The organism is Myroides sp. (assembly GCF_032073645.1).
Classification (GTDB): Bacteria; Bacteroidota; Bacteroidia; order Flavobacteriales; family Flavobacteriaceae; genus Flavobacterium; species Flavobacterium odoratimimum.
Genome location: NZ_DAMANB010000011.1, coordinates 35,008 through 55,602, shown reverse-complemented (window position 1 = coordinate 55,602; position 20,595 = coordinate 35,008). Strand labels below are relative to the sequence as shown.

At 35.7% G+C, this 20,595-nt stretch carries 15 protein-coding genes; 8 read left to right on the top strand and 7 right to left on the bottom strand.

Translation table 11 applies throughout. From position 1 onward, the window contains the following. Positions 1–425: 425 nt before the first annotated feature. Positions 426–1,253, bottom strand: coding sequence for a universal stress protein (locus RT228_RS09770; protein ID WP_006257674.1), 828 nt, complete (start codon positions 1,251–1,253; stop codon positions 426–428). Between the two features lie 170 nt (positions 1,254–1,423). Here RT228_RS09770 and rimP point away from each other — a divergent pair, with 170 nt between their 5' ends. The 4 genes from rimP to RT228_RS09750 all read left to right on the top strand — a co-directional run bounded on the left by rimP (position 1,424) and on the right by RT228_RS09750 (position 6,979). Next, positions 1,424–1,891 carry a ribosome assembly cofactor RimP gene (gene rimP / locus RT228_RS09765; protein WP_025124482.1) on the top strand — a complete coding sequence of 156 codons (468 nt, stop codon included), beginning with the start codon at positions 1,424–1,426 and terminating at the stop codon, positions 1,889–1,891. Between the two features lie 14 nt (positions 1,892–1,905). Continuing rightward, entirely contained in the window at positions 1,906–3,144 is a 1,239-nt protein-coding gene (gene nusA, locus RT228_RS09760) for a transcription termination factor NusA (protein WP_006257671.1), read from the top strand. 45 nt (positions 3,145–3,189) lie between these two features. Then, positions 3,190–6,186 carry a translation initiation factor IF-2 gene (gene infB / locus RT228_RS09755; protein ID WP_313138634.1) on the top strand — a complete coding sequence of 999 codons (2,997 nt, stop codon included), beginning with the start codon at positions 3,190–3,192 and terminating at the stop codon, positions 6,184–6,186. Between the two features lie 121 nt (positions 6,187–6,307). Beyond that, on the top strand, positions 6,308–6,979 hold the full coding sequence (locus RT228_RS09750) for a zinc metallopeptidase (protein WP_006257669.1): 672 nt from the start codon (positions 6,308–6,310) through the stop codon (positions 6,977–6,979). A gap of 33 nt (positions 6,980–7,012) precedes the next feature. Here RT228_RS09750 and RT228_RS09745 read toward each other — a convergent pair whose 3' ends face one another. Beyond that, positions 7,013–7,840, bottom strand: coding sequence for an endonuclease/exonuclease/phosphatase family protein (locus RT228_RS09745; protein ID WP_071307108.1), 828 nt, complete (start codon positions 7,838–7,840; stop codon positions 7,013–7,015). A gap of 151 nt (positions 7,841–7,991) precedes the next feature. Here RT228_RS09745 and RT228_RS09740 point away from each other — a divergent pair, with 151 nt between their 5' ends. Next, complete coding sequence (locus RT228_RS09740; RefSeq protein WP_006262597.1) at positions 7,992–8,951, top strand: bifunctional riboflavin kinase/FAD synthetase; 960 nt, start codon at positions 7,992–7,994, stop codon at positions 8,949–8,951. Then, the gene (locus tag RT228_RS09735) at positions 8,920–10,242 is read left to right on the top strand and encodes an HTTM domain-containing protein (protein ID WP_313138633.1); all 1,323 of its coding nucleotides are present in this window, start codon (positions 8,920–8,922) and stop codon (positions 10,240–10,242) included. Before RT228_RS09740 ends, RT228_RS09735 begins: the two co-directional genes overlap by 32 nt. A 48-nt stretch (positions 10,243–10,290) precedes the next feature. Here the strand turns inward: RT228_RS09735 and RT228_RS09730 are convergent, their stop codons facing one another. The 5 genes from RT228_RS09730 to RT228_RS09710 form a co-directional block, all read right to left on the bottom strand. Further along, positions 10,291–11,073, bottom strand: a complete 783-nt coding sequence (locus RT228_RS09730) for a UDP-2,3-diacylglucosamine diphosphatase (RefSeq protein WP_006262599.1) — start codon at positions 11,071–11,073, stop codon at positions 10,291–10,293. Between the two features lie 3 nt (positions 11,074–11,076). Further along, positions 11,077–11,529, bottom strand: coding sequence for a 6-pyruvoyl trahydropterin synthase family protein (locus RT228_RS09725; protein WP_006257664.1), 453 nt, complete (start codon positions 11,527–11,529; stop codon positions 11,077–11,079). A gap of 93 nt (positions 11,530–11,622) precedes the next feature. Next, a complete protein-coding gene (locus tag RT228_RS09720; RefSeq protein WP_313138632.1) occupies positions 11,623–12,591 on the bottom strand; it encodes a hypothetical protein in 969 nt (322 codons plus the stop codon). 6 nt (positions 12,592–12,597) lie between these two features. Beyond that, on the bottom strand, positions 12,598–13,407 hold the full coding sequence (locus tag RT228_RS09715) for a hypothetical protein (RefSeq protein ID WP_313138631.1): 810 nt from the start codon (positions 13,405–13,407) through the stop codon (positions 12,598–12,600). 203 nt (positions 13,408–13,610) lie between these two features. After that, a complete protein-coding gene (locus RT228_RS09710) occupies positions 13,611–14,381 on the bottom strand; it encodes an enoyl-CoA hydratase/isomerase family protein (RefSeq protein WP_313138630.1) in 771 nt (256 codons plus the stop codon). Between the two features lie 732 nt (positions 14,382–15,113). On the opposite strand from RT228_RS09710, the gene RT228_RS09705 reads away from it, so the two are divergent. Beyond that, positions 15,114–18,854, top strand: a complete 3,741-nt coding sequence (locus RT228_RS09705; RefSeq protein WP_313138629.1) for a lectin-like domain-containing protein — start codon at positions 15,114–15,116, stop codon at positions 18,852–18,854. A 35-nt stretch (positions 18,855–18,889) separates the two neighbouring features. Beyond that, positions 18,890–20,587, top strand: coding sequence for a hypothetical protein (locus RT228_RS09700; RefSeq protein WP_313138628.1), 1,698 nt, complete (start codon positions 18,890–18,892; stop codon positions 20,585–20,587). Positions 20,588–20,595 lie beyond the last annotated feature (8 nt).

Below are 20,595 nucleotides of genomic sequence, written 5' to 3'. Positions count from 1 at the left end.
TAAAAGGCGAATGTTCTCATGATATTCGCCTTTTTTAGTATTAGTATCTTGGATTAAGAGTTGTTCTCTAAGGTTACAGTTGTTGAATAAGGCTGTTTTTTTATTTTCTTTCCGCTCTTTTTGACTAGATATGGAGTTTATGACTTTGGTTGCTCTTTTTGTTTTATTATGAAGGACTGAGTTTTTTACAGAGTATTGATTTATAGAGGTATATTGTGTTTGGGCTTGGGGTTCTTCGGGTATTCTAGGGGTTTTCTTCGAGTTTGCTTGCCCAGAGAGGGGTTTTCTCGAAGAAATGTGCAAGGATAGTCGAAGGAATCTGCTAGGAACTAAAAGCAAAGAAGAGAGTAAATGAATAAAATAGGAGAAATAAAAAAGCTGATTGCGAATAGCAATCAGCTTTTTATATTATATAAGGATAGTACTTAGTCTATCTTGATAGTCAATACTGAGATAGGTGAGTGATTTACTAAATCTTCACTGATACTTCCGTTGAAGAAATGAGCTAACCCTGTACGTCCGTGTGTAGCGATCGTGATTAGGTCTGCATTCGTTTTCTTAGAGAAGTTAAGGATTCCTTTTTCTACTGTTAGATCATTATAGATAGATAAGTCGTATTCTGTATCTGTGATGTCTTCTAAGAAGTCTTCTAATACTTGTTCTGCTACATGAGTAGGTTTAAAGCTATTAGGGGTGTTTACCATCAGTAGGTGTAATTTCGTGTCGAACATCTGGTGTAGACGTAGAATCTTTTTAAAAGGTTCTTTCATATTATCAGTAAAGTCAGAAGCGAATACAAGATCATTCACGTTGAAGTCATCCCCTTCTCCTTTAATTACTAATACAGGTGCGTCAGATGTTCTTACTACTTTCTGAGTATTAGAACCTACGAAGTATTCTTTCGCTCCGCTCGCTCCATGAGATCCCATTACGATAAGGTCTGCTTTATTCGTCTCTGCTGTCTTAGTCACGCCATAAGCCGTTCTGTCTAGGATAAGACTAGTAGATACCTTAATGCCTTCGAATAGGTCAGATAGGGCTAATTCTCTAAGTTTCTCTTCAGCAGCGTTCTTGAAGAACATTACTTCAGGAGCAGGAGTACCTTTATTGATACTATCATTTCCTTGTTGTGGCAAGTCCAAGATGTGTAATAGTAGTATTTCTGCATCTCCTTTTTTAGCTATACAAGCAGCTACCTTGATAGCGTTATAAGCTTGCGTAGAAAAATCTGTTGGGACTAGTATTTTTTTCATAGTGATATTTGTTGTTTTATTTCGATTTAATTACATGATTTAAAGTTAAGAATATAATTATCAATAGGCAAAAGTTTTATTTGTAATAAAAAAATTAATATCTTTGCACAGTTATTTATTAAAAAAGTTAAATAATGAGGGGACAAAGTAGTCCCCTCTTTTTATAGCATATGACATTAAAAAGTAAAGTACAAGAATTAATAGATAAGGCTTTAGAAGAGCATACATCTATATTTATTATAGATTTTACGGTGTCTGCTGACAATAAAATCACTCTAACTATAGATGGTGATGAAGGTGTGACATTACAAGATTGTATAAATTTTAGTAGAGCTATAGAGCATAATTTAGATAGAGAAGAGCAGGATTTCTCACTAGAGGTAGCATCAGCAGGTGCAACAGCACCTCTAAAACTATTACGTCAATACCATAAGAACATTGGTAGAAAGCTGAAAGTAGTGACGCTAGATCAAGAGAAATATGAGGCTACTCTAGAGAATGTGATCGATAACCAGATTGTCCTAACATGGAAGGCTAGAGAGCCTAAACCTGTTGGAAAAGGGAAGGTGACAGTAGAGAAAGAAGCTGTGATTCCTTTTGAGAATATTAAAGAAGCGAATGTTATAATTTCATTTTAAAATAAAAAAAGCACATGGAGAATAGAGATTTAGTAGATTCATTCTCAGAATTTAAAGACGAAAAAGATATTGAGCGTGTAACGCTGATGGCCATCTTAGAAGATGTATTTAGAAATGCATTGAAAAAAAGATTTGGTAACGATGATAACTTTGATATCATTGTTAACCCAGATAAAGGAGATTGTCAGATATTCAGAAACCGTGTAGTAGTAAATGATGGGGAAGTAGAGAATGATAACTATGAAATTTCATTATCTCAAGCACGCAAGATCGAACCAGATTTTGAAGTAGGAGAAGAAGTTTCAGAAGAGGTTAAATTAGAGGAGTTAGGAAGACGTGCTATTTTAGCATTGCGCCAAAACTTAAACTCTAAAGTGACTGAGCACGATAATACTACTTTATACAAACAGTTCAAAGATATTATTGGAGAAGTTTATTCAGCAGAAGTGCACCACATCCGTCCAAAAGTTGTAATTTTGATGGATGAGGAAGGAAATGAAATCGTTTTACCAAAAGATAAACAGATTCCATCTGACTTCTTTAGAAAAGGTGATACTGTAAAAGGAATCATCGAAGCAGTAGAATTAAAAGGATCTAAACCTCAAATCATCATGTCTAGAACTGCTACTGAGTTCTTAGAAAGATTATTTGAGCAAGAAATTCCTGAGATCGCTGATGGACATATCACGATTAAGAAAGTGGTACGTATCCCTGGAGAAAAAGCAAAAGTGGCAGTAGATACTTTTGATGATCGTATCGATCCAGTAGGAGCGTGTGTAGGTATGAAAGGATCTCGTATCCATGGTATCGTTCGCGAATTAGGAAATGAGAATATAGACGTAATTAATTTTACTAATAATACAGAATTATTCGTTAAGCGTGCCTTAGCACCTGCTAACGTAAATAAAGTAGTTCTGAATGAAGAGACTAAAAAAGCAAATGTTTATTTAGCTCTAGAAGAGGTATCACGTGCGATAGGACGTGGTGGACAAAACATCAAATTAGCTGGTATGTTAACTGGATATGATATTGATGTTATGCGTGAATTAAACCCAGAAGACGATGACGTAGAATTAAAAGAGTTCAAAGACGAAATCGATGAGTGGGTAATTGAAGAATTTGCAAGAATCGGTTTAGATACGGCTAAGAGCGTTTTAAGCCTAAGTGTTGAAGAGTTAATGAAACGTACTGATCTTGAAGATGAAACAATTGAGAATGTACTTAGAATCTTGAAAGAAGAATTCGAGGATTAATTACAAGTTAACAACACAACACATTTAATACACTAAAAGGATAATATGTCTGAAGAAAGAGCAATAAGAATTAATAAAGTTTTAAGGGAATTGAATATTTCTCTCGATAGAGCCGTTGACTTTTTAAAAGGAAAAGGTTTCGATATCGACGCAACACCTAATGCTAAAATTTCTGATCAAGAATATAGTGTTTTGTGTAAACAATTTTCTGCTGATAAAGGTAAGAAAGAGGCATCTATTGAAGTAAGTGAAGAGAAAAAGAAAGAGAAAGAGGCCTTGAAAATTGAGCGTGATAAAGAATTAGAGGAGAAGAAAAAACAAGAGGAAGTACGTATTAAGCGTGAACAAGAAATTATCCGAGCTAAAGCTGAAGAAATTGCAGCTATCAAAACTGTGGGTAAAATCGATCTTGAGCCTAAAAAAACTAAAGCTTCTTCAGACGATTCTAATAAAGAAAATAAATCTTTTGAAAAAGATGCCAAAGCTCCTGCTAAAGAGAGTAAGCAAAAACAAGCTAATGAGGTTATAGAGGATAAGAAAGAGACTGTCGCTAAACCTGTAGTTGATAAGGAAGCATCTAAAGTAACGAACTCAAATAAACAAGTGGAAGCTAAAAAAGAGGTGGAAAAACCAAAACAGAAAGAATCTGTAGCAGGAAGTAAGGATGCTTCATCTAACAAAGTGGATTCTAAAAAAGCAGAGTCTAACAAAGCGGAAGAGGCTGCTAAGACAGAAGAAAACGCAGGAGAGGAGATGATTAAAACTAATTATCAAAAACTTTCTGGTACTACTTTTACTGGACAGACTATCGATTTATCTCAATTCGATAAGCCTAAAAAGAAAAAAGAAGAGCCTAAAAAAGGTGGTAACAACGCTGGTAACAATGCGAAACCAGGTGCTGGTAATGCCGCTAATAAGAATAAGAGAAAACGTATAGCTAAACCAGGTACTGCTGAAGGTGGTAATACTACTAATAACAATAGCAATAATGCTAATGGTGGTAATAACAACAACAATAACAGAAACCAAGGTGGCGGGCAAAGAAATAACAACAATAATAACAATGCTGGTGGAAACAAATTTGGTAATAGAAACCAAAGACGTAACCAACAAGCTCCTGTAGTTAAGGCTGAGCCAACAGAAGAAGAAGTTAAAAACCAAATCAAGGAGACGCTAGAACGTCTTCAAGGTAAAGGTAATAAGTCTAAATCTGCTAAATACCGTCGTGATAAACGTGATGTACACCGTAAGAAAACGGATGACGAACAAAAAGCATTAGAAGCTGGAAGTAAAATATTAAAAGTTACTGAGTTCGTTACTGTAGGTGAGATCGCTACTATGATGGATGTGCCTATTACTAAAGTTATCGGTACATGTATGTCATTAGGTATCATGGTAACAATGAATCAACGTCTAGATGCTGAGACATTGACTATCGTGGCTGATGAGTTCGGATACGAAGTAGACTTTACTACTGCAGCTATTGAAGAGGCTATCGAAGAGGCTCCAGATAGACCAGAAGATTTAAAATCTCGTGCTCCTATCGTTACTGTAATGGGACACGTTGACCACGGTAAGACATCGTTACTTGACTACGTTCGTAAAGCTAACGTTATCGCTGGTGAGTCAGGAGGTATTACGCAGCACATCGGTGCGTATGGGGTAACTTTAGAAAATGGTCAAAAGATTACTTTCTTAGATACACCAGGTCACGAGGCGTTTACAGCGATGCGTGCACGTGGTGCGCAAGTAACAGATATTGTTATTATCGTAATCGCTGCGGATGATGACATCATGCCACAAACGAAAGAGGCTATTAGCCACGCTCAGGCGGCAGGTGTACCTATTATCTTCGCGATCAATAAGGTAGATAAGCCAACGGCTAACCCTGATAAGATTAAAGAAAAGTTAGCATCAATGAACTTGCTAGTAGAAGAATGGGGTGGTACTTACCAATCTCAAGATATCTCTGCTAAACAAGGTATTGGTATGACTGAATTACTTGAAAAAGTATTATTAGAAGCTGAAATGTTAGAGCTGAAAGCTAACCCAGATAAGTTAGCAGTAGGTACTGTAGTAGAGGCATTCTTAGATAAAGGTAGAGGATATGTATCTACTGTATTAGTACAAGCTGGTACTCTTCGTGTAGGAGATTATTTATTAGCAGGATGTAACCATGGTAAAGTACGTGCTATGCATGATGAGCGTGGTAAGTCTATTAAAGTAGCTGGTCCTTCAACTCCAATCTCTGTATTAGGTCTTGATGGTGCGCCAACTGCGGGTGATAAATTCAACGTATTCGAAGAAGAAAAAGAAGCAAAACAAATTGCATCTAAACGTACTCAGCTGATTCGCGAACAATCTGTACGTGCTCAACGTCATATTACATTAGCAGAGATTGGACGTCGTATCGCATTAGGAGATTTCAAAGAGTTGAACATTATCTTAAAAGGAGACGTGGATGGTTCTGTTGAGGCATTATCTGATTCATTCTCTAAATTATCTACAGAAGAAATTCAAATCAACATTATCCATAAAGGAGTTGGTGCGATTACAGAATCTGACGTATTGTTAGCATCTGCTTCTGACGCGATCATTATCGGATTTAACGTTCGTCCTATGGCATCTGCTAAAGTATTAGCTGATAAAGAAGAGATCGATATCCGTAACTACTCTATCATCTATGCTGCTATCGATGACCTTAAAGATGCAATGGAAGGTATGTTATCTCCAGAGCTTAAAGAAGAGGTTACTGGTACTGCTGAGATCCGTGAGTTGTTCAAAATTTCTAAAGTGGGAACTATCGCTGGATGTATGGTTACAGATGGTAAGATATTCCGTAGCTCTAGAATCCGCTTAATCCGTGAAGGTGTAGTAATCTACACTGGAGAGTTAACTGCTCTTAAACGTTTCAAAGATGACGTTAAAGAAGTTTCTAAAGGATATGATTGTGGTATTCAGATTAAAAACTACAACGACATTAAGGAGTATGACGTAATCGAAGCTTTCCAAGAAGTAGAGGTTAAAAAGAAACTTAAATAGTATAAAATATAGTTAATAAGAGAGGGTTACAGGGATGTAACCCTTTTTTTATGTCAAAATGTCTTATTTTTAGTTTGGCTTATAATTTGTAGATTTAATTAAAAAAAAAAAACGTCTAAGTATGATTTGGATTTTTATGATTGCGATAATGGGTGCTAGTTGGTTAGTAGGTTATCGCTTAAAAAGTAAATTTGAGAAATATTCTAAAGTACAACTTCAGAATGGGATGAGTGGTGCAGAGATAGCACAGAAGATGTTGTTTGATCATGGGATCAGAGACGTAAGAGTTATTTCTACTCCAGGTAGGCTGACTGACCACTATAATCCAATGGATAAAACAGTCAACTTAAGTGAGGCTGTGTATAATGAGCGCAATGCCGCTGCGGCTGCTGTTGCTGCCCATGAGGTAGGACACGCTGTACAGCATGCTGAGGCATATCACTGGCTGACTATGCGCTCTAAGTTAGTTCCTATTGTTAGCTTTTCGTCTAATATAGTGACGTGGGTATTATTAGGAGGTGTGTTAATGATTAATACATTTCCGCAGTTGTTATTAATCGGGATTATTTTGTTTGCGATGACGACGATATTCTCTTTTGTAACGTTACCTGTAGAGTACGATGCGAGTAATCGTGCGTTAAAGTGGTTACAAGCGAAGAATATAGTGACTCAAGGAGAATATGCAGGAGCTAAAGATTCGTTGAAATGGGCAGCTCGTACGTATGTAGTGGCTGCGATAAGTTCACTAGGTACGCTACTGTACTATGTAATGATCTATATGAATAGAAGATAATAAAAAAGACCTCTGCTAAAGAGGTCTTTTGGGTTATAATATATTCAACGTGATGAGTAATGGGATGTGATCAGATACTTTTCTTGCTATGCTAATTTCTTCAAAGTCTTCAAAGAAGTAGATAGGCTTAGCACTGATAAGTTCATTCTTATCAGGGTGATAAAAGATATTATCATACTCTGATGCTAGACAGTCACCTTTAAGGCATTTCTGTCTAAGGCTCGTCTTCTGTGTAGAGAAGCTAGGTAGATACCCTTGTTTCTTTAAGGGATTAAATACGCTGTGGCTTTCACTTAAGTTAAAATCACCTAAGAAGATAAGGTTGTGTTCAGGATAGTGTTCGGGAAAGAATTTGAGGTACTTGATTTCTTTCTCAGGCTGATGTTTAGTTGGTAGTGCGTGTAAACTACTTATCGTTATTTCTTTTCCTTTATAAATAAATGTAGCCATATAAGGCTCTCTCTCTATTTCCTCTTGATAAGTAGGTTCAAGAAAAGGTTTGCCTTTTAGCTTGACTTTACTAGTTCTCCATAGGTAAGCATAGCGTTCTGAGCGATATGGTGAACTAACAGTAGGATCGCTTATCGCATAGTCCCATTTGGCCCCTGAGGATCTGTTTAGTTCTTCGTGTATCTTAGCAATAGTTTGTGCGCCTGTAGGGTTAGTAACAACCTCTTGTATAGCTATGATGTCTGTTTGTTTAATCGTTTTGGCGATGTATTCTATATTCTCTTGTGATTTATTCTTTCCGACGTTAAGTAAATTCCAAGTCATTATTTTAACTTGGGCATTAACTGAAAAAGAAACAATAAGAGTGATAATAAATAAAGTTAAGGCTTTTAAAAATCTAGTGTTAGGCATATTGAATTTTGTTAAAAGGCGTTAGATTATAGTCATTTTATAAAGAGGCATTTATAAAAATGACGTATTTTTACGCAGTTTTGTTCTCTACCCAGTCATTGGGAATAAAGGGGCACAAAAATAGTAATGTAACTGATATAAACTTTAAAAATTGAAAACATTTTCTTCTATAGCTGATTTTAATTGCGATAAAAAAGTAGTTGCTACATTAGGTACTTTTGATGGAGTACACGTAGGACATCAGATGATTATCAAAAAGCTTGTTGATTCTGCTAAAGCTAATGGTGGCGAGAGTTTGGTGTTGACCTTCTTTCCTCATCCTCGCATGGTTTTAAAGCAGGATAACAGTATTCGATTACTGAATACTATAGAAGAGAAGAAAGAGCTTTTAAAAGGATTAGGACTAGATAATCTAGTCATTCAAAAGTTTGACTTAGAGTTCGCTCAGTTATCAGCAGAAGAGTTCGTAAAGCAGGTGTTAGTAGATAAATTTAATATCTCTAAAATTATTATAGGCTATGATCATCGCTTCGGAAAAAATAGAACTGCTGATATTCATGATTTAAAGGCATTCGGTGAGAAATATGGCTTTGAAGTAGAAGAAATCTCTGCTCAAGAGATAGATCATGTATCTATTAGTTCTACTAAGATACGCGTTGCTCTAGAAGAAGACGGTAATATGATGTTGGCGAATGAGTTCTTAGGGTATGAGTACTATTTCTCTGGTACAGTAGTACACGGTAAGAAATTAGGTCGTAAGTTAGGTTTTCCTACAGCGAATATCGTTGTGGACGAAGATTATAAATTGATTCCTGAGAACGGTGTGTATGTGGTAGAATCTGAGTTAAATGGAGTGAAAGTAATGGGAATGATGAGTGTGGGTATTAACCCTACCTTTGCAGACCACCCTTATACGATAGAAGTAAATTACTTAGATTGGGACGGTGATTTATACGACCAAAAGTTAAAAGTTCGTATCTTAGACAGAATAAGAGATGAATTAAAATTTAGTGGACTTGATGAGTTAATCGCGAAGTTAAAAGATGACGAACGCGTGACTCGAGAGTTCTTCAGTCGTTATGAAGGAAAAACTGTACCGTCAGATAGATAATTCTCCGTTAATTATCTTTCGAATATTCTTTGGTTTCTTATTCGCTTGTGAGTCATTCGGTGCGATTGCTACAGGTTGGGTAAGAGATAACCTAGTCGATGTAAAGATTACATTCTCCCATATCTATATGGACTTTCTGCAGGTGCTAGTAGGACCTCAGATGTATGCCTACTTTTTTGTGATGGGCTGTGTGTCAGTGGCTGTTATGCTTGGGTATCGATATAAGTGGACTATGCCACTACTAACGATATTATGGGCAGGTGCTTATTTTATACAGAAGACATCTTATAATAATCACTACTATATGCTATTAGTGATTTGTGTGTATATGTGCTTCGTACCCGCTAATCGATATGCTTCTCTTGATGTAAAAAGCAATAGAGTAACAGAAGAATACTCCATGCCTTATTACATCTCTTGGCTATTTATCTTTCAGGTATTCATGCTTTATATCTATGGTACTGTGGCTAAGTTCTATCCAGATTGGTTAGATGGTACGTTTACAAAGTTGATGTATCAAGGAGCTAATATTCCTGATGTGTTTAAGCAAGTATTTACACAGGATTGGTTCTATGTCTCTATTGCTTATTTAGGGATTATATTTGATGGACTAGTAGTGTTCTTATTGTTGTATAAACGCACGCGTACTTTAGCCGTTATAGCCTCATTGGTATTTCACTTGTTTAATTCTATCACCTTACATATCGGTATATTCCCTTATTTTGCATTGAGCTTTGCTGTGTTCTTTTATGAACCAGAGCAAGTAAGAAGTTGGTTCTTTAAGAAGAAAACTCCTTTAGATGAGGATACTTTAAAAGAGGAACAAGCTGTGGCAAGGCATTTCTCTCCTCAAGTGAAGTATTTCTTATTGGCATTTATGTTTGTACAATTAGTGCTTCCTCTAAGACATTATTTTATCAAGGGAGATGTGTTATGGACTGATGAAGCTCATCGTCTTAGCTGGCGTATGATGCTTAGATCAAGGAGTGGTTATACGAATTATATAGTAGAAAATAAAAAGACAGGGGATAGAAAGTATTACGATATAGAAGATGTGCTAACTAATAAACAGATGGCTCGCCTGTCTTCTCCAGATATGATCTGGCAGATGGCACAATATATCAAAAAAGAATTTGAAGCAAAAGGAGAGGACGTGGCAGTATATGCTGAAAGTTATGTGTCCATCAATCAACGTGATTTAAGCCAATTCGTAGATCCTAAAGTAGACTTAGGAGCTGTGGGTTGGAATTACTTTACGCACTGTGAGTGGATATTAGAGAAGCCTTTTTAGAATAAAAGAGATAACAAAAAACGCATACTGATCAGTATGCGTTTTTTGTTATTGTTTAGCTTCAGCAAGCTCTTTCTTATATTCTATTAGATGTAGACTAGTATCGTACTTACCATAGGTGAAGTAGTTAATCCAATCTCCCAGGTTAATGTATTTAGACTGGTTATTTAAGTCAATAATCATTGGTAAATGACGGTGCCCAAAAACGAAGTAGTCGTAATGAGTGGTTTCTAATTTGCGTTTAGCATATAGGATTAACCATTCGTTATCTTCACCTAAGAATTTAATATCTTCATCTCCTGAAATTAGTTTATTCTTAACTGATAGGTAAGAACCAAGTCTAACTCCGATGTCTGGATGTAACCATCTAAATAACCATTTAGAGAAAGGATTGGTAAAGATTTTCTTCATTCTCTTATAGCCCATATCTCCAGGTCCTAATCCATCTCCATGTCCGATAAAGAACTTCTTACCATTAATGTCAAACACTTTAGGCTCGTGATATACTGGTATTCCTAGCTCTGTCTGGAAGTAATCATCCATCCATAAGTCGTGGTTTCCTACAAAGAAGAAAACAGGAATGCCTCTATCTTTGATTTCAGCCAATTTACCAAGTATTCTTACAAAACCTTTAGGTACTACAGTCTTGTACTCAAACCAGAAGTCAAATAAATCTCCTAGTATGAATAAGGCGCCCATATCATCTTCTTTCTCGCGTAGCCACTGTAAGAATAACTCTTCTCTAGGAAGGCTTTTCTCTCGACTAGGTGCTCCGAAGTGCTGATCAGAAGCGAAGTATATACTCTTATCTGTATTAATTGTAAAACTCAAGTCCTATAAATTATCTGATTGATGCCATTCAGCGTATGATGATTCTGTTTCTTGTAATCTTAATGAGTATAGTTCTATCCCTTCAGGTAATTTGCTTTTTATCTTCTGAGCGAAGTCAATAACCATGTTTTCGCTAGTTGGTTGATAATCGACAAGAATAACGTGGTGTCCGCGTTCTTCTAGTTCTTTTGCTAATTCTATATGAGGGGTATTTTTATTGAAAACAGTAGCGTGATCGAATACATCTACGATATCTCCTTTCACTATTTTTTTTAAGTCTCCAAAATCTATAACCATACCATACTTCACATTATTAGTATCCTCTATCGGAGTACCAATAACTGTAACAGCTAGCTTATAACTATGACCGTGTACGTTACGACATTTACCATCATAGCCATATAAGGCATGTCCTGTTTCAAATGTGAATTGTTTTGTAATTCTAATCTTAGGCATAACTAAAAATTTTGGCAAAGGTACACAAAAATATAGTTGACCTCCTATATTTAGCGTAGCCTTTTCTCTTTATCCTTAAAGAGATGACTGAGTTTAGAATAATCTATATCTAACTTGGAAGGATACTTTAGGCCACCATTTAATACGATTTAACCATTTCTCTCCTTTTTCATTGTATTCAAAACTGTCTTCGAGATTGAAAAGTACTTTGCTTCCATCCTGTTTTAGCTCATAGTCTCCTTGGTACATCATCCCTAACTCAAATGAGAAACCTAGCTTTTTATTCGTTACCACTCTTCCTATTCCTATCCCTAGATAAGGCTTGATAATACTACCGAGTGTAACATCAGCTTCCATATTCCCTTCATTTAACTTGATTTGGTTCCCTTGAAAATCTAAGTATTCTGGCCATTCTCCATATAGAGGTTTTGCTCTATCTCCTTGATGATTGATTAGATATCCATCTAAGGCTGTTTTATTTTGACCAAAGTAGAAACCACCTGAAAGGAAGAATAGACCATCAGGTACAGGATAAAAGTCAACTAAGGTGTGAGCATGTATCATATGATTTTTACCTTTGATAGCAAGATTTGGTTTATAACCAAAAAGACGAACTAAATCCCCTTGAGGATCATCAATACCAACGTCATAGTGCTTAGAGTTAAAGAAGAATAAGTTTATACCTCCTCTAAGTTTTAAATAGCTGTTGATAGGAGTCAATGCTTCAAGCGTTAGCCCCATCGTAGATACTCCTGCACTTAATGTCCATTCATAGAAGCGTTGGTCAGAGTAGTGCTTCGCTATATTATCTCTCACGAATTCGTCTTCACCTACATGTAGTAAGTAAGCTGTAGAATTATTGGGAGGTAAGGTAGGAGATCCTGACTTCTTTTTCTTCTTTTTGTCTTCTTTAGGTTGTTGTTGATCTGTTGTTTTCTCTTGACTTACTTCTTCTACAAGATTAACTGCTGTATTCTCAGTGGGTTCTTCTTGTGCGTAAGAGTTTGTAGAGTAGATGAATAAGCAAGATAAGATGACTGTTGTGATATGCTTTAATTTCATGATATTTTAGAATATTCGGTAATTAATTTGAAAGTTTACCATTGGCCATAGTTTTAGCCATTTGGTTACTTTGTCTGCATCTTCTATTGAAGCATTAAGGTCGCTTGTAGAAGCAACTGTTCTACCGTTTTGTTTTAAAGTATAGTCTCCTTGGTATAATACTCCTAGTTCAAACTTAACTCCTAAACGTTTTTTAGAAACAGCTCTTCCTAATCCAATACCTATATATGGTTTGATTACTTGACCTAATGTTAGCTCTGCGTTTATCTTACCATCTATTACTGCTAGTTCTTTGCCATCGAACTCTATTATAGGCCAGTCATGACCAGGTTTTAGTTCAGCTGGGGTACCATTACCATCTGTTAATAGTCCATCCGCTTTAAGTTTAGTACTTCCTAAATAGAAACCCGCAGTAAGATGAAATATTCCTTTTCTAAAAGGGTAATAATCTACTAGTGCGTGTCCATGAATAGCTTTTATACTACCATGCATTTCATAAGTAGGTGTATAACCAAAGGCTTCGTGTAGTATTCCTTCTTGATCATCAAAGTTTACATCGTACTTTTTAGAATTGAACTCAAAATAATCTAATCCTGCTCTAAGTTTTAAACTTGAATTAATAGGAGTCGCTGCTTCTATGGTAAATCCTAATGTAGAAACTCCGGCAGCAATATTTAAATGACTTAGAAAACCTCCTTCATAATGTGAGGTACTGTACCTCCCTTTATCTCTGTAATCATCTAGCTTTAGCGGTTCTGAAGCAACAGCTTTGCAAGCGATTAAAAGTATTGGAAGTAAGTACTTTAGTGATTTCATAGTTTTATATTTTTTAGCAAATATAGTACAATGAGTTAATTAAAATTAACATTATTGATAAAGAGATGATTATTGTAAGTAAAAAGCTTTTATATTGACGTGTTTTTATTTAATTTTGATGTATTGCGTTTTATTTTTAAGAATAATGGTGTTTATATATAAAAAATCCTTCTAGAGATATTGTTCTAGAAGGATGAGATATGTTATTTAGCCTTAAATTGGTTAAGCGCATTTATTGTAAATTCTGACAATACTAGTCTGCCTGATATTTCAGCACGTTGATGTAATAATTCTGTCCAATGGTCTGTTCCTTCCCAGAATATTTTCTTCATTTCATATAGAGCTTCTGGGTTATATGAACTTATCTTAGTAGCGAAAGTCTCTACTTCTAAGTCAAGTCTGTCTACAGTATCATACACCTCACTATACAATCCGTGATTTTGTGCCCAAGTAGCCGTTTTCCATTCGTGTGCTGCAAGAGACATTTCTGTGAAGGCTGTTTTACCTATTTTACGTGAGACCGCAGGCTCGATTACAAAAGGGCCTATCCCAATGGCTAGTTCTGATAGTTTAATAGAAGCATTCGTTGTTGCAAAACAGTAATCACATGCAGCAGCTAGTCCTACTCCTCCTCCTACAGTTTTGCCATGGACACGACCGATAAATATCTTCGGACTTTTGCGCATTGCATTGATTACATTAGCAAAACCTGAGAAGAAAGCCTGTCCTGTAGTAGTATCTTTAATAGAAAGTAATTCATCAAAAGACGCCCCTGCACAGAAGGCTCCTGTTCCTTCACTTTTTAGAATGATTGTATTAATATGAGTATTGCTACTAATTTTAGTAATAATACTAGTTAGCTTTTCTAATTGTGAACTCGGAAACGAGTTACTGGCTGGGCTATAGAATGATATAGTTGCTACTTTGTCTTGAATAGATTCAGTTATAAAAGGTATATTATGGTCTTGGTTCATGGTTAATAATTTTATTTTAAAAATAGTAAATAAAGATTAGAAAGCCTTGTTTTTCTGAGTTTCCTTTCTTTAATATAATTTTAACAGTCACATAATGTGAAGATTAGGTGTTTTAATTTAGCAGTAAAAATAGCTTATGGATAATGATACCTTGTTCACTTTCTTATTATTTAATTATTAAATCATATTTTATCAAAAAATAATAATTTTTCACTTGAATTTAAGTAATTGTGTTCCGCTTTGTGTTGTAATAAATGTTAGGATACTGAACTGTTTTGAGTAAATTTGCACAAAAATAGTTCGTTTCTCACAATATGTAATAAGCAATTTTACAGTTAGTTGAGTAGTTTTTTACGGAGGTCGTGTCACAATCGGTGATTTTTTTTGTTTAAAAAACAATTATGGCTTAATATTTGTTTTTAACTATAGTGACGGTTAGTAATATTTGTTTTTTATATTATTAATTTAAGATTTAAATAATTGATTTGAGTATGTATTCTCAAATAAAAAGAGTAGAAAAGGAAAAAGAATAATAGTATCATAAAAACAACAACTATTTCTCAGTTGTAAATCACAATCAAGTTTAATGGGATTTTAAACACTTTGTATAAGGTGTGGACTTCTATTTTCTAAATATCTGATGTCATGTAGAGTATCAGCAAGGGAATCTTTGTCTAAAAAAAATAGTGTTTTGTTTATTATGTTATTGTAAATGTGATTGTTATTGGTAATATGTTAGAGAAGTATAGATATGTTTTAGCGTTTGTACTATGTGTTTTATTAGGGCAGTTATCTCCTTTATATGCACAGTTTACAATACAAGAAAGTTTTACCCATCAAACAGTGAATAGCAAAGTAGTATTAGGGGATCATGCTATACTAACAGCTTCACGAGGACAAGATCGTTCTGGAGAAGGATGGCTAAGACTTACTTCTGATGGAATGAATCAGAAGGGGTATGCTATTATAGAAGAGAGCTTTCCTTCAGATAGAGGAGTATTAATTGACTTTGAATATAAATCTTGGCGTACAAGAAATGGAACTATAAGAGGAGGAGCAGATGGTATTTCTGTATTTCTATACGATGGGAGTATTCCTAAGGGAAGGTTTAAATTAGGTAGTTATGGTGGTTCATTGGGTTATGGGTCTGGCAATAATACATATGGTGTAACGGGGGGATATATCGCTGTAGGACTTGATGAGTATGGTAATTTTACTCATGAAGCTGTTGGAAGGCCAAATACGAATGGCTCGTTTGCCCAAAGTGTTGTATTAAGAGGTAAGGTTACAAATGACCTCAGAACAACTGCTAGGTATCTGACACATATAAAGAAACCGGGAGGTAAAAATATTGATTATTCTGAATTTATATACTCTAGACCTGATGACTATAACTTTTATAGAAGAGTACAGATAGAGATGAAACCTATCTTAGAAGAAGATAGAAGCAAGAAGAGATCTGATGGAACTTACGCTCTTAAAAAGAAGTTCCATATTAAAGTACGTGTACAGCCAGAATATAGTGGAGGATTTGCAGAAGTATTAGATTATAAATATGATGAGTTGCCTTACGAAACACTGAAGATTGGTTTTGCGGCTTCTACGGGTGCAGCTGTCAATATTCACGATATAAGAGATTTAAATGTTACAACTCCTGAAGGATTAATGATTAATAAATCTGTCAACTTACTAGAAGCAAAAAAAGGAGATAAGTTAAGTTACACTTTAGAAATGTCTAACCACTCATCTGATTTGTATAAAGACTTCAAACTAAATGATTATTTATCCACGATAAAAGAATTTTTTAGAGTAGATGAGATCTTCTTTGATAATAGAGGTAATTATAAAAACACCTTGACACCTCCTTCTAATGTTCCTAGTATATATAGTGCGAAGAGTATTGAGAATTGGAAAGTGAACTTAGATGCTCACTCTTCATCTAGAGTCATTATTAATGGAACAGTGATAGGCTATCCTGGTTTAGGAGTGTTATCTAATGAAGCTTATCTAGATGTAAGTAATCTAAAATTGCCGTATGTAGATCCCACGAAGATTCGTTCTATAGCGCATACGAATATTGTAGGCAAACCACATCCTAAGCCTTCTATCTCATCAGACGTAAGCGTAATCTGTGAAGGAGATGAAGCGATATTAACTGCTAAAAAGCCATTGACTACTATTGGTACTGTAGAGTCTTACCGCTGGTTTAAAGACGGTAATTTATTTAAGGTACGCGAAGTAGGAGAGGACTTAGAAGATAGAATAATCGAGGAGTTATTGCCTATAGAGAGCATTAGAGTTACAGAGCCTGGAGAGTACAGTGTAGTATATGTTATCAATGGTGTGAGCTCAGAAGAATCTGCTATAGTGAAGATTAATGTAAATCCTATACCTAAGCTAAAACTTAAGAATAATTCTGATGTTCTAAGCTATACTTTGAATGTAGGAGATTCTTTTGTATTGCCAATCATGATAACTGATAATGCTAGAGATATAATCACTTGGTACGACATAAATGGAGAAGAGATTATAGATAGAACGAGCCCTAAGGTGTTTAATCAAGCAGGCGTATATAACTATACGGTAGTTGCTGAGAATACTAATGGATGTTCGGATATCAAGAATATTCAAGTCAATGTATTTAATAACGAAGACTGTCCACCGACTTACGAGAGATACTGGGCAACAGATTATACAGCGTGGTATTCTGCTCTAACGGGAGGGGTATCTAATAAGAGTAATGCTATTGATGGACGACCAGATACTTATTCTACAATCACGGTAGGACTAGGACTATTAGGATTAGGTACTACATGGCAGAATATTTACTTCAAAGAAGACCAAGCCCCAGGAACTCCTGTGACAGTGAAGTTAGGTAAAGAATACAGTGGTTTAGTTGCCCTAGGCGGTATTACAGTAGTAGGACTTGATGCAAATGGGAAGAAGATAGGAACGTTACAAGGAGTAGATGGAGGACTAGTAGATCTATTAGCAGCAGATAATGTGTTGGAGTATACATTCGTACCATCGAATAAGAAAGGACCACAGAAATATAGAGGAGTACAGGTTGTCTTAGGATCTACAGTAGGTGTAGCTCAGAACGCCAAGGTTTATGGAGTTTATGTGACTAAGACTGTAGATAACCCTAGTTGTGCAGCGGTATTACCTAATATTAATCCCAATGTCTTAGACGTACTCCATGGAGTAGAAGATATAGGATTAGGAGTAGCGAGTGCCACAGCGTCTGTTAGTCATCCTTGGAATGCGGTTGATGATGATCCTAACAGTTATGCAGTAATAGCAAGAGGAGTAGCAGTAGCGAATATGGCGAGTCTAACAGTCGTGTTTAAACAGACTGCTCTACCAGGAGATGAGTTGCATATTACAGCAGAGAATAAGAACCCTGGAGTACTGAGTTTAGAACTAGTCAAGGGCTTTAAGATTCAACGCTATTTAGGAGATAAGAAAGTGGGCGAACCACTTACAGAGTCTAATGGAGCGCTTCGCTTGAGATTACTAGGTATAGGAGGTAGAGATAGATACAGAATTATAGTAGCTCCTTCTACAGAACCTTTTGATAGAGTGAAGATATCGTATGGCTCAGTTGTAGGAGTATTAGGAGATTTTACTCATATCTATAATGTAGATCTAGTTCCTAGGGTAGAAGTAGGTATGGAGATAGAGACAGATCAGTACGGTTATGAATTAGAACAGATTCTCCAGTTATGTGAAGGAGAACCGTTGAGAATACAACCACAGAATAGTCACTGTACGAGTTATGAAGTGTACACTTCTGAGAAAGGGACGACTAGGTTGCCAGCATTAGGAGATATGTTCACGATAGACCTGTCTAAGCATTATAAAGTAGGTGATGAGTTTATAGTATATGTGCAGGCTGTTCGAAATGGCTGTACCATTGGCTCTAGAACTCCGATTAAGATTAAGATAAACAGTCTGCCTTCTATAGAACGTGTAGTCGCTAAGGATCACAAAGGGAAACAGACTACAGTAGTAGATCAAGTAAACATTAAAGGGGGACAGCCATTACAGCTTAGCCCTGTAGTGACAGGAGAGATACAGCGATATGACTGGGAGTATCTATTAGATACAGAGAATGAGTGGAAGGCGTTTCCTTTTGCTACAGTAGATAATCCAGAAGTAGAGATTAGAGTAACAATATTAGAAAGAGATAAGGATAACAAGGTAATATTCGATCAGAACGATAAGCCTATCGTTAAACAACAAGGAGGAGTATTTATTACTAAACCAGGAACAGGGGCGCTGACGATAACCTTTCCTAAAGATGCCAAAGTCAATGGAGAGAACTGGCATAATAAAAAAGGAAAAGTGAGATTAATCATAACTAATTTGACAGGGTGCAGTACATCTGTGATCTATGACCTGACTTTTCTTAGAGGATTTAGAGAAGGAATATTCTCTAACCCGATGTTACCAAGTAAAAAGACAAAATAACAAAACAATACAGATATTAAATAGAATTTATAATCATGAAGAAAATTATCATTTTAGCCGCTTTCTTAGGAACGTTTTATACAGCATCAGCACAGGTAGGTATTGGTACACCAGATCCTGAAACATCAGCTGAACTTGAAATTCTTTCTAGCCACAGAGGGGTATTGATTCCACGTGTAAGTTTATCAGACTTAAAGGTTTTTGCACCAATAGATGGAACCCAAGTAGAGAGTTTATTGATTTATAACCTTAATGAAGATACTTCTAAAGAGATATCAAAAGGATTCTATTACTGGACAACAGAAGATGGAGGACAGTGGAATAGAATAGTGAGTAAAGCGGAACTAACTACAGTTATCAATGGATTAGATAATAATGTAACTAAATTAGAAGGAGACGTTAAGAACATCCAGAATGTAATCAACTATATCGTACCGACTAATCCTGACAATAAAGATGCTGCTAAAGAAGGACATTCTACTATTGTGTTTGACCCAGTGAAGAATGAGTTTAAATATGTGGTTTATAACACAGTTGATAATAAGTATGAGACAGCGAATGTAGACTTTGAAGATCTAGTATTAAAAGAAGAGACTAAAACATTTTTCCGTGAAGTAGCAGTATCTGATACTGATAAGACAAAGAAATTCCTTTTCTTCTCAGAGACAACTATTCAGAATTGGTTAGCTCAGAAAGGAAATGAAGGAAAGACTGAGAACGATGTGCCTAATGACGCATATGGAGTAGTTACAATAGATGTAGTAGGAGAAATCGCTTCTAATGTATCGAACTTCTTTAATAGTAAAACGACTGTCCTAAAAGAAGGAAGCGCTAGTGAGTATTATACAATTGAAGAGTTAATTAAGAGTATCTCTACGAAGGTAGATGGTAACGTAATCTATAAGAATACTGGGGATGGTACAAATACTAATTGGGAGTTCCAATTTTATAACAATGGCAAGTATGAGACTATTAACCTTAAAGATTTAGTAGCAGATACAGAGACGACTACAGTAGTAGTACCAGTAGTGAAAAATGGAAAGACTGTAGGGTATAAATATTTCAATGAAGAAGCTGTAAAGGCATTCTTGGCTAGTAATGAAGGTAAGACTGTTGCTGATATTACCGGAGATACTACAGGAGGTACAGAAGTAAATGTAGTAGGTGATATCGTAAATAACTTTAGTGATATTCTAAACCAAGAGGTAAAAGAGGGTGATGTTACTTATAAGGTAGGGGATCTAATCTCTAAGTTTATTAATAAAGGGGGGAATGTGTACTACGGAAAGATAGCAGACGATAAAGAAGAAGTGTTCTATACGATTGAAGATAACGGAGCGAAGAAAGAAATCAGCTTTGACTTTATCACGAACTATATTACGAATAATGTGGATAAGATCAAGAATATCTTAGGAGATCATATCGATGTTCATAATAGTAAAGTAATCTTCACTGGGAATACGATTAATAATAAGAAGGTTTACAAGTTCATAGGGACTACTAATATCGCTAAAGCTAACTCAGCTAGAACATCAGGAGTGGCTATTCCTGCAGGTGCTACAGTAGGGTCAGTAGTAAGCATCCAAGTATTACAAGGAGAAATGTTGAAGACTACAGCTACTACAGATATTAAAGTGAGTGGTAGTACCTTAAACTTTAATATCGGATCTGGTAACCAGTATATCATGATAGGAGAAGGTAACTATAATGTGATCGTAGAGTTTACAGAATAGTTATATAC

Bases quoted from the DNA above. Each gene is read 5' to 3' on its own strand.
- RT228_RS09770 (WP_006257674.1), bottom strand. From the start codon at position 1,253: ATGAAAAAAATACTAGTCCCAACAGATTTTTCTACGCAAGCTTATAAC.
- rimP (WP_025124482.1), top strand. From the start codon at position 1,424: ATGACATTAAAAAGTAAAGTACAAGAATTAATAGATAAGGCTTTAGAA.
- nusA (WP_006257671.1), top strand. From the start codon at position 1,906: ATGGAGAATAGAGATTTAGTAGATTCATTCTCAGAATTTAAAGACGAA.
- infB (WP_313138634.1), top strand. From the start codon at position 3,190: ATGTCTGAAGAAAGAGCAATAAGAATTAATAAAGTTTTAAGGGAATTG.
- RT228_RS09750 (WP_006257669.1), top strand. From the start codon at position 6,308: ATGATTTGGATTTTTATGATTGCGATAATGGGTGCTAGTTGGTTAGTA.
- RT228_RS09745 (WP_071307108.1), bottom strand. From the start codon at position 7,840: ATGCCTAACACTAGATTTTTAAAAGCCTTAACTTTATTTATTATCACT.
- RT228_RS09735 (WP_313138633.1), top strand. From the start codon at position 8,920: ATGAAGGAAAAACTGTACCGTCAGATAGATAATTCTCCGTTAATTATC.
- RT228_RS09725 (WP_006257664.1), bottom strand. From the start codon at position 11,529: ATGCCTAAGATTAGAATTACAAAACAATTCACATTTGAAACAGGACAT.
- RT228_RS09720 (WP_313138632.1), bottom strand. From the start codon at position 12,591: ATGAAATTAAAGCATATCACAACAGTCATCTTATCTTGCTTATTCATC.
- RT228_RS09715 (WP_313138631.1), bottom strand. From the start codon at position 13,407: ATGAAATCACTAAAGTACTTACTTCCAATACTTTTAATCGCTTGCAAA.
- RT228_RS09710 (WP_313138630.1), bottom strand. From the start codon at position 14,381: ATGAACCAAGACCATAATATACCTTTTATAACTGAATCTATTCAAGAC.
- RT228_RS09705 (WP_313138629.1), top strand. From the start codon at position 15,114: ATGTTAGAGAAGTATAGATATGTTTTAGCGTTTGTACTATGTGTTTTA.
- RT228_RS09700 (WP_313138628.1), top strand. From the start codon at position 18,890: ATGAAGAAAATTATCATTTTAGCCGCTTTCTTAGGAACGTTTTATACA.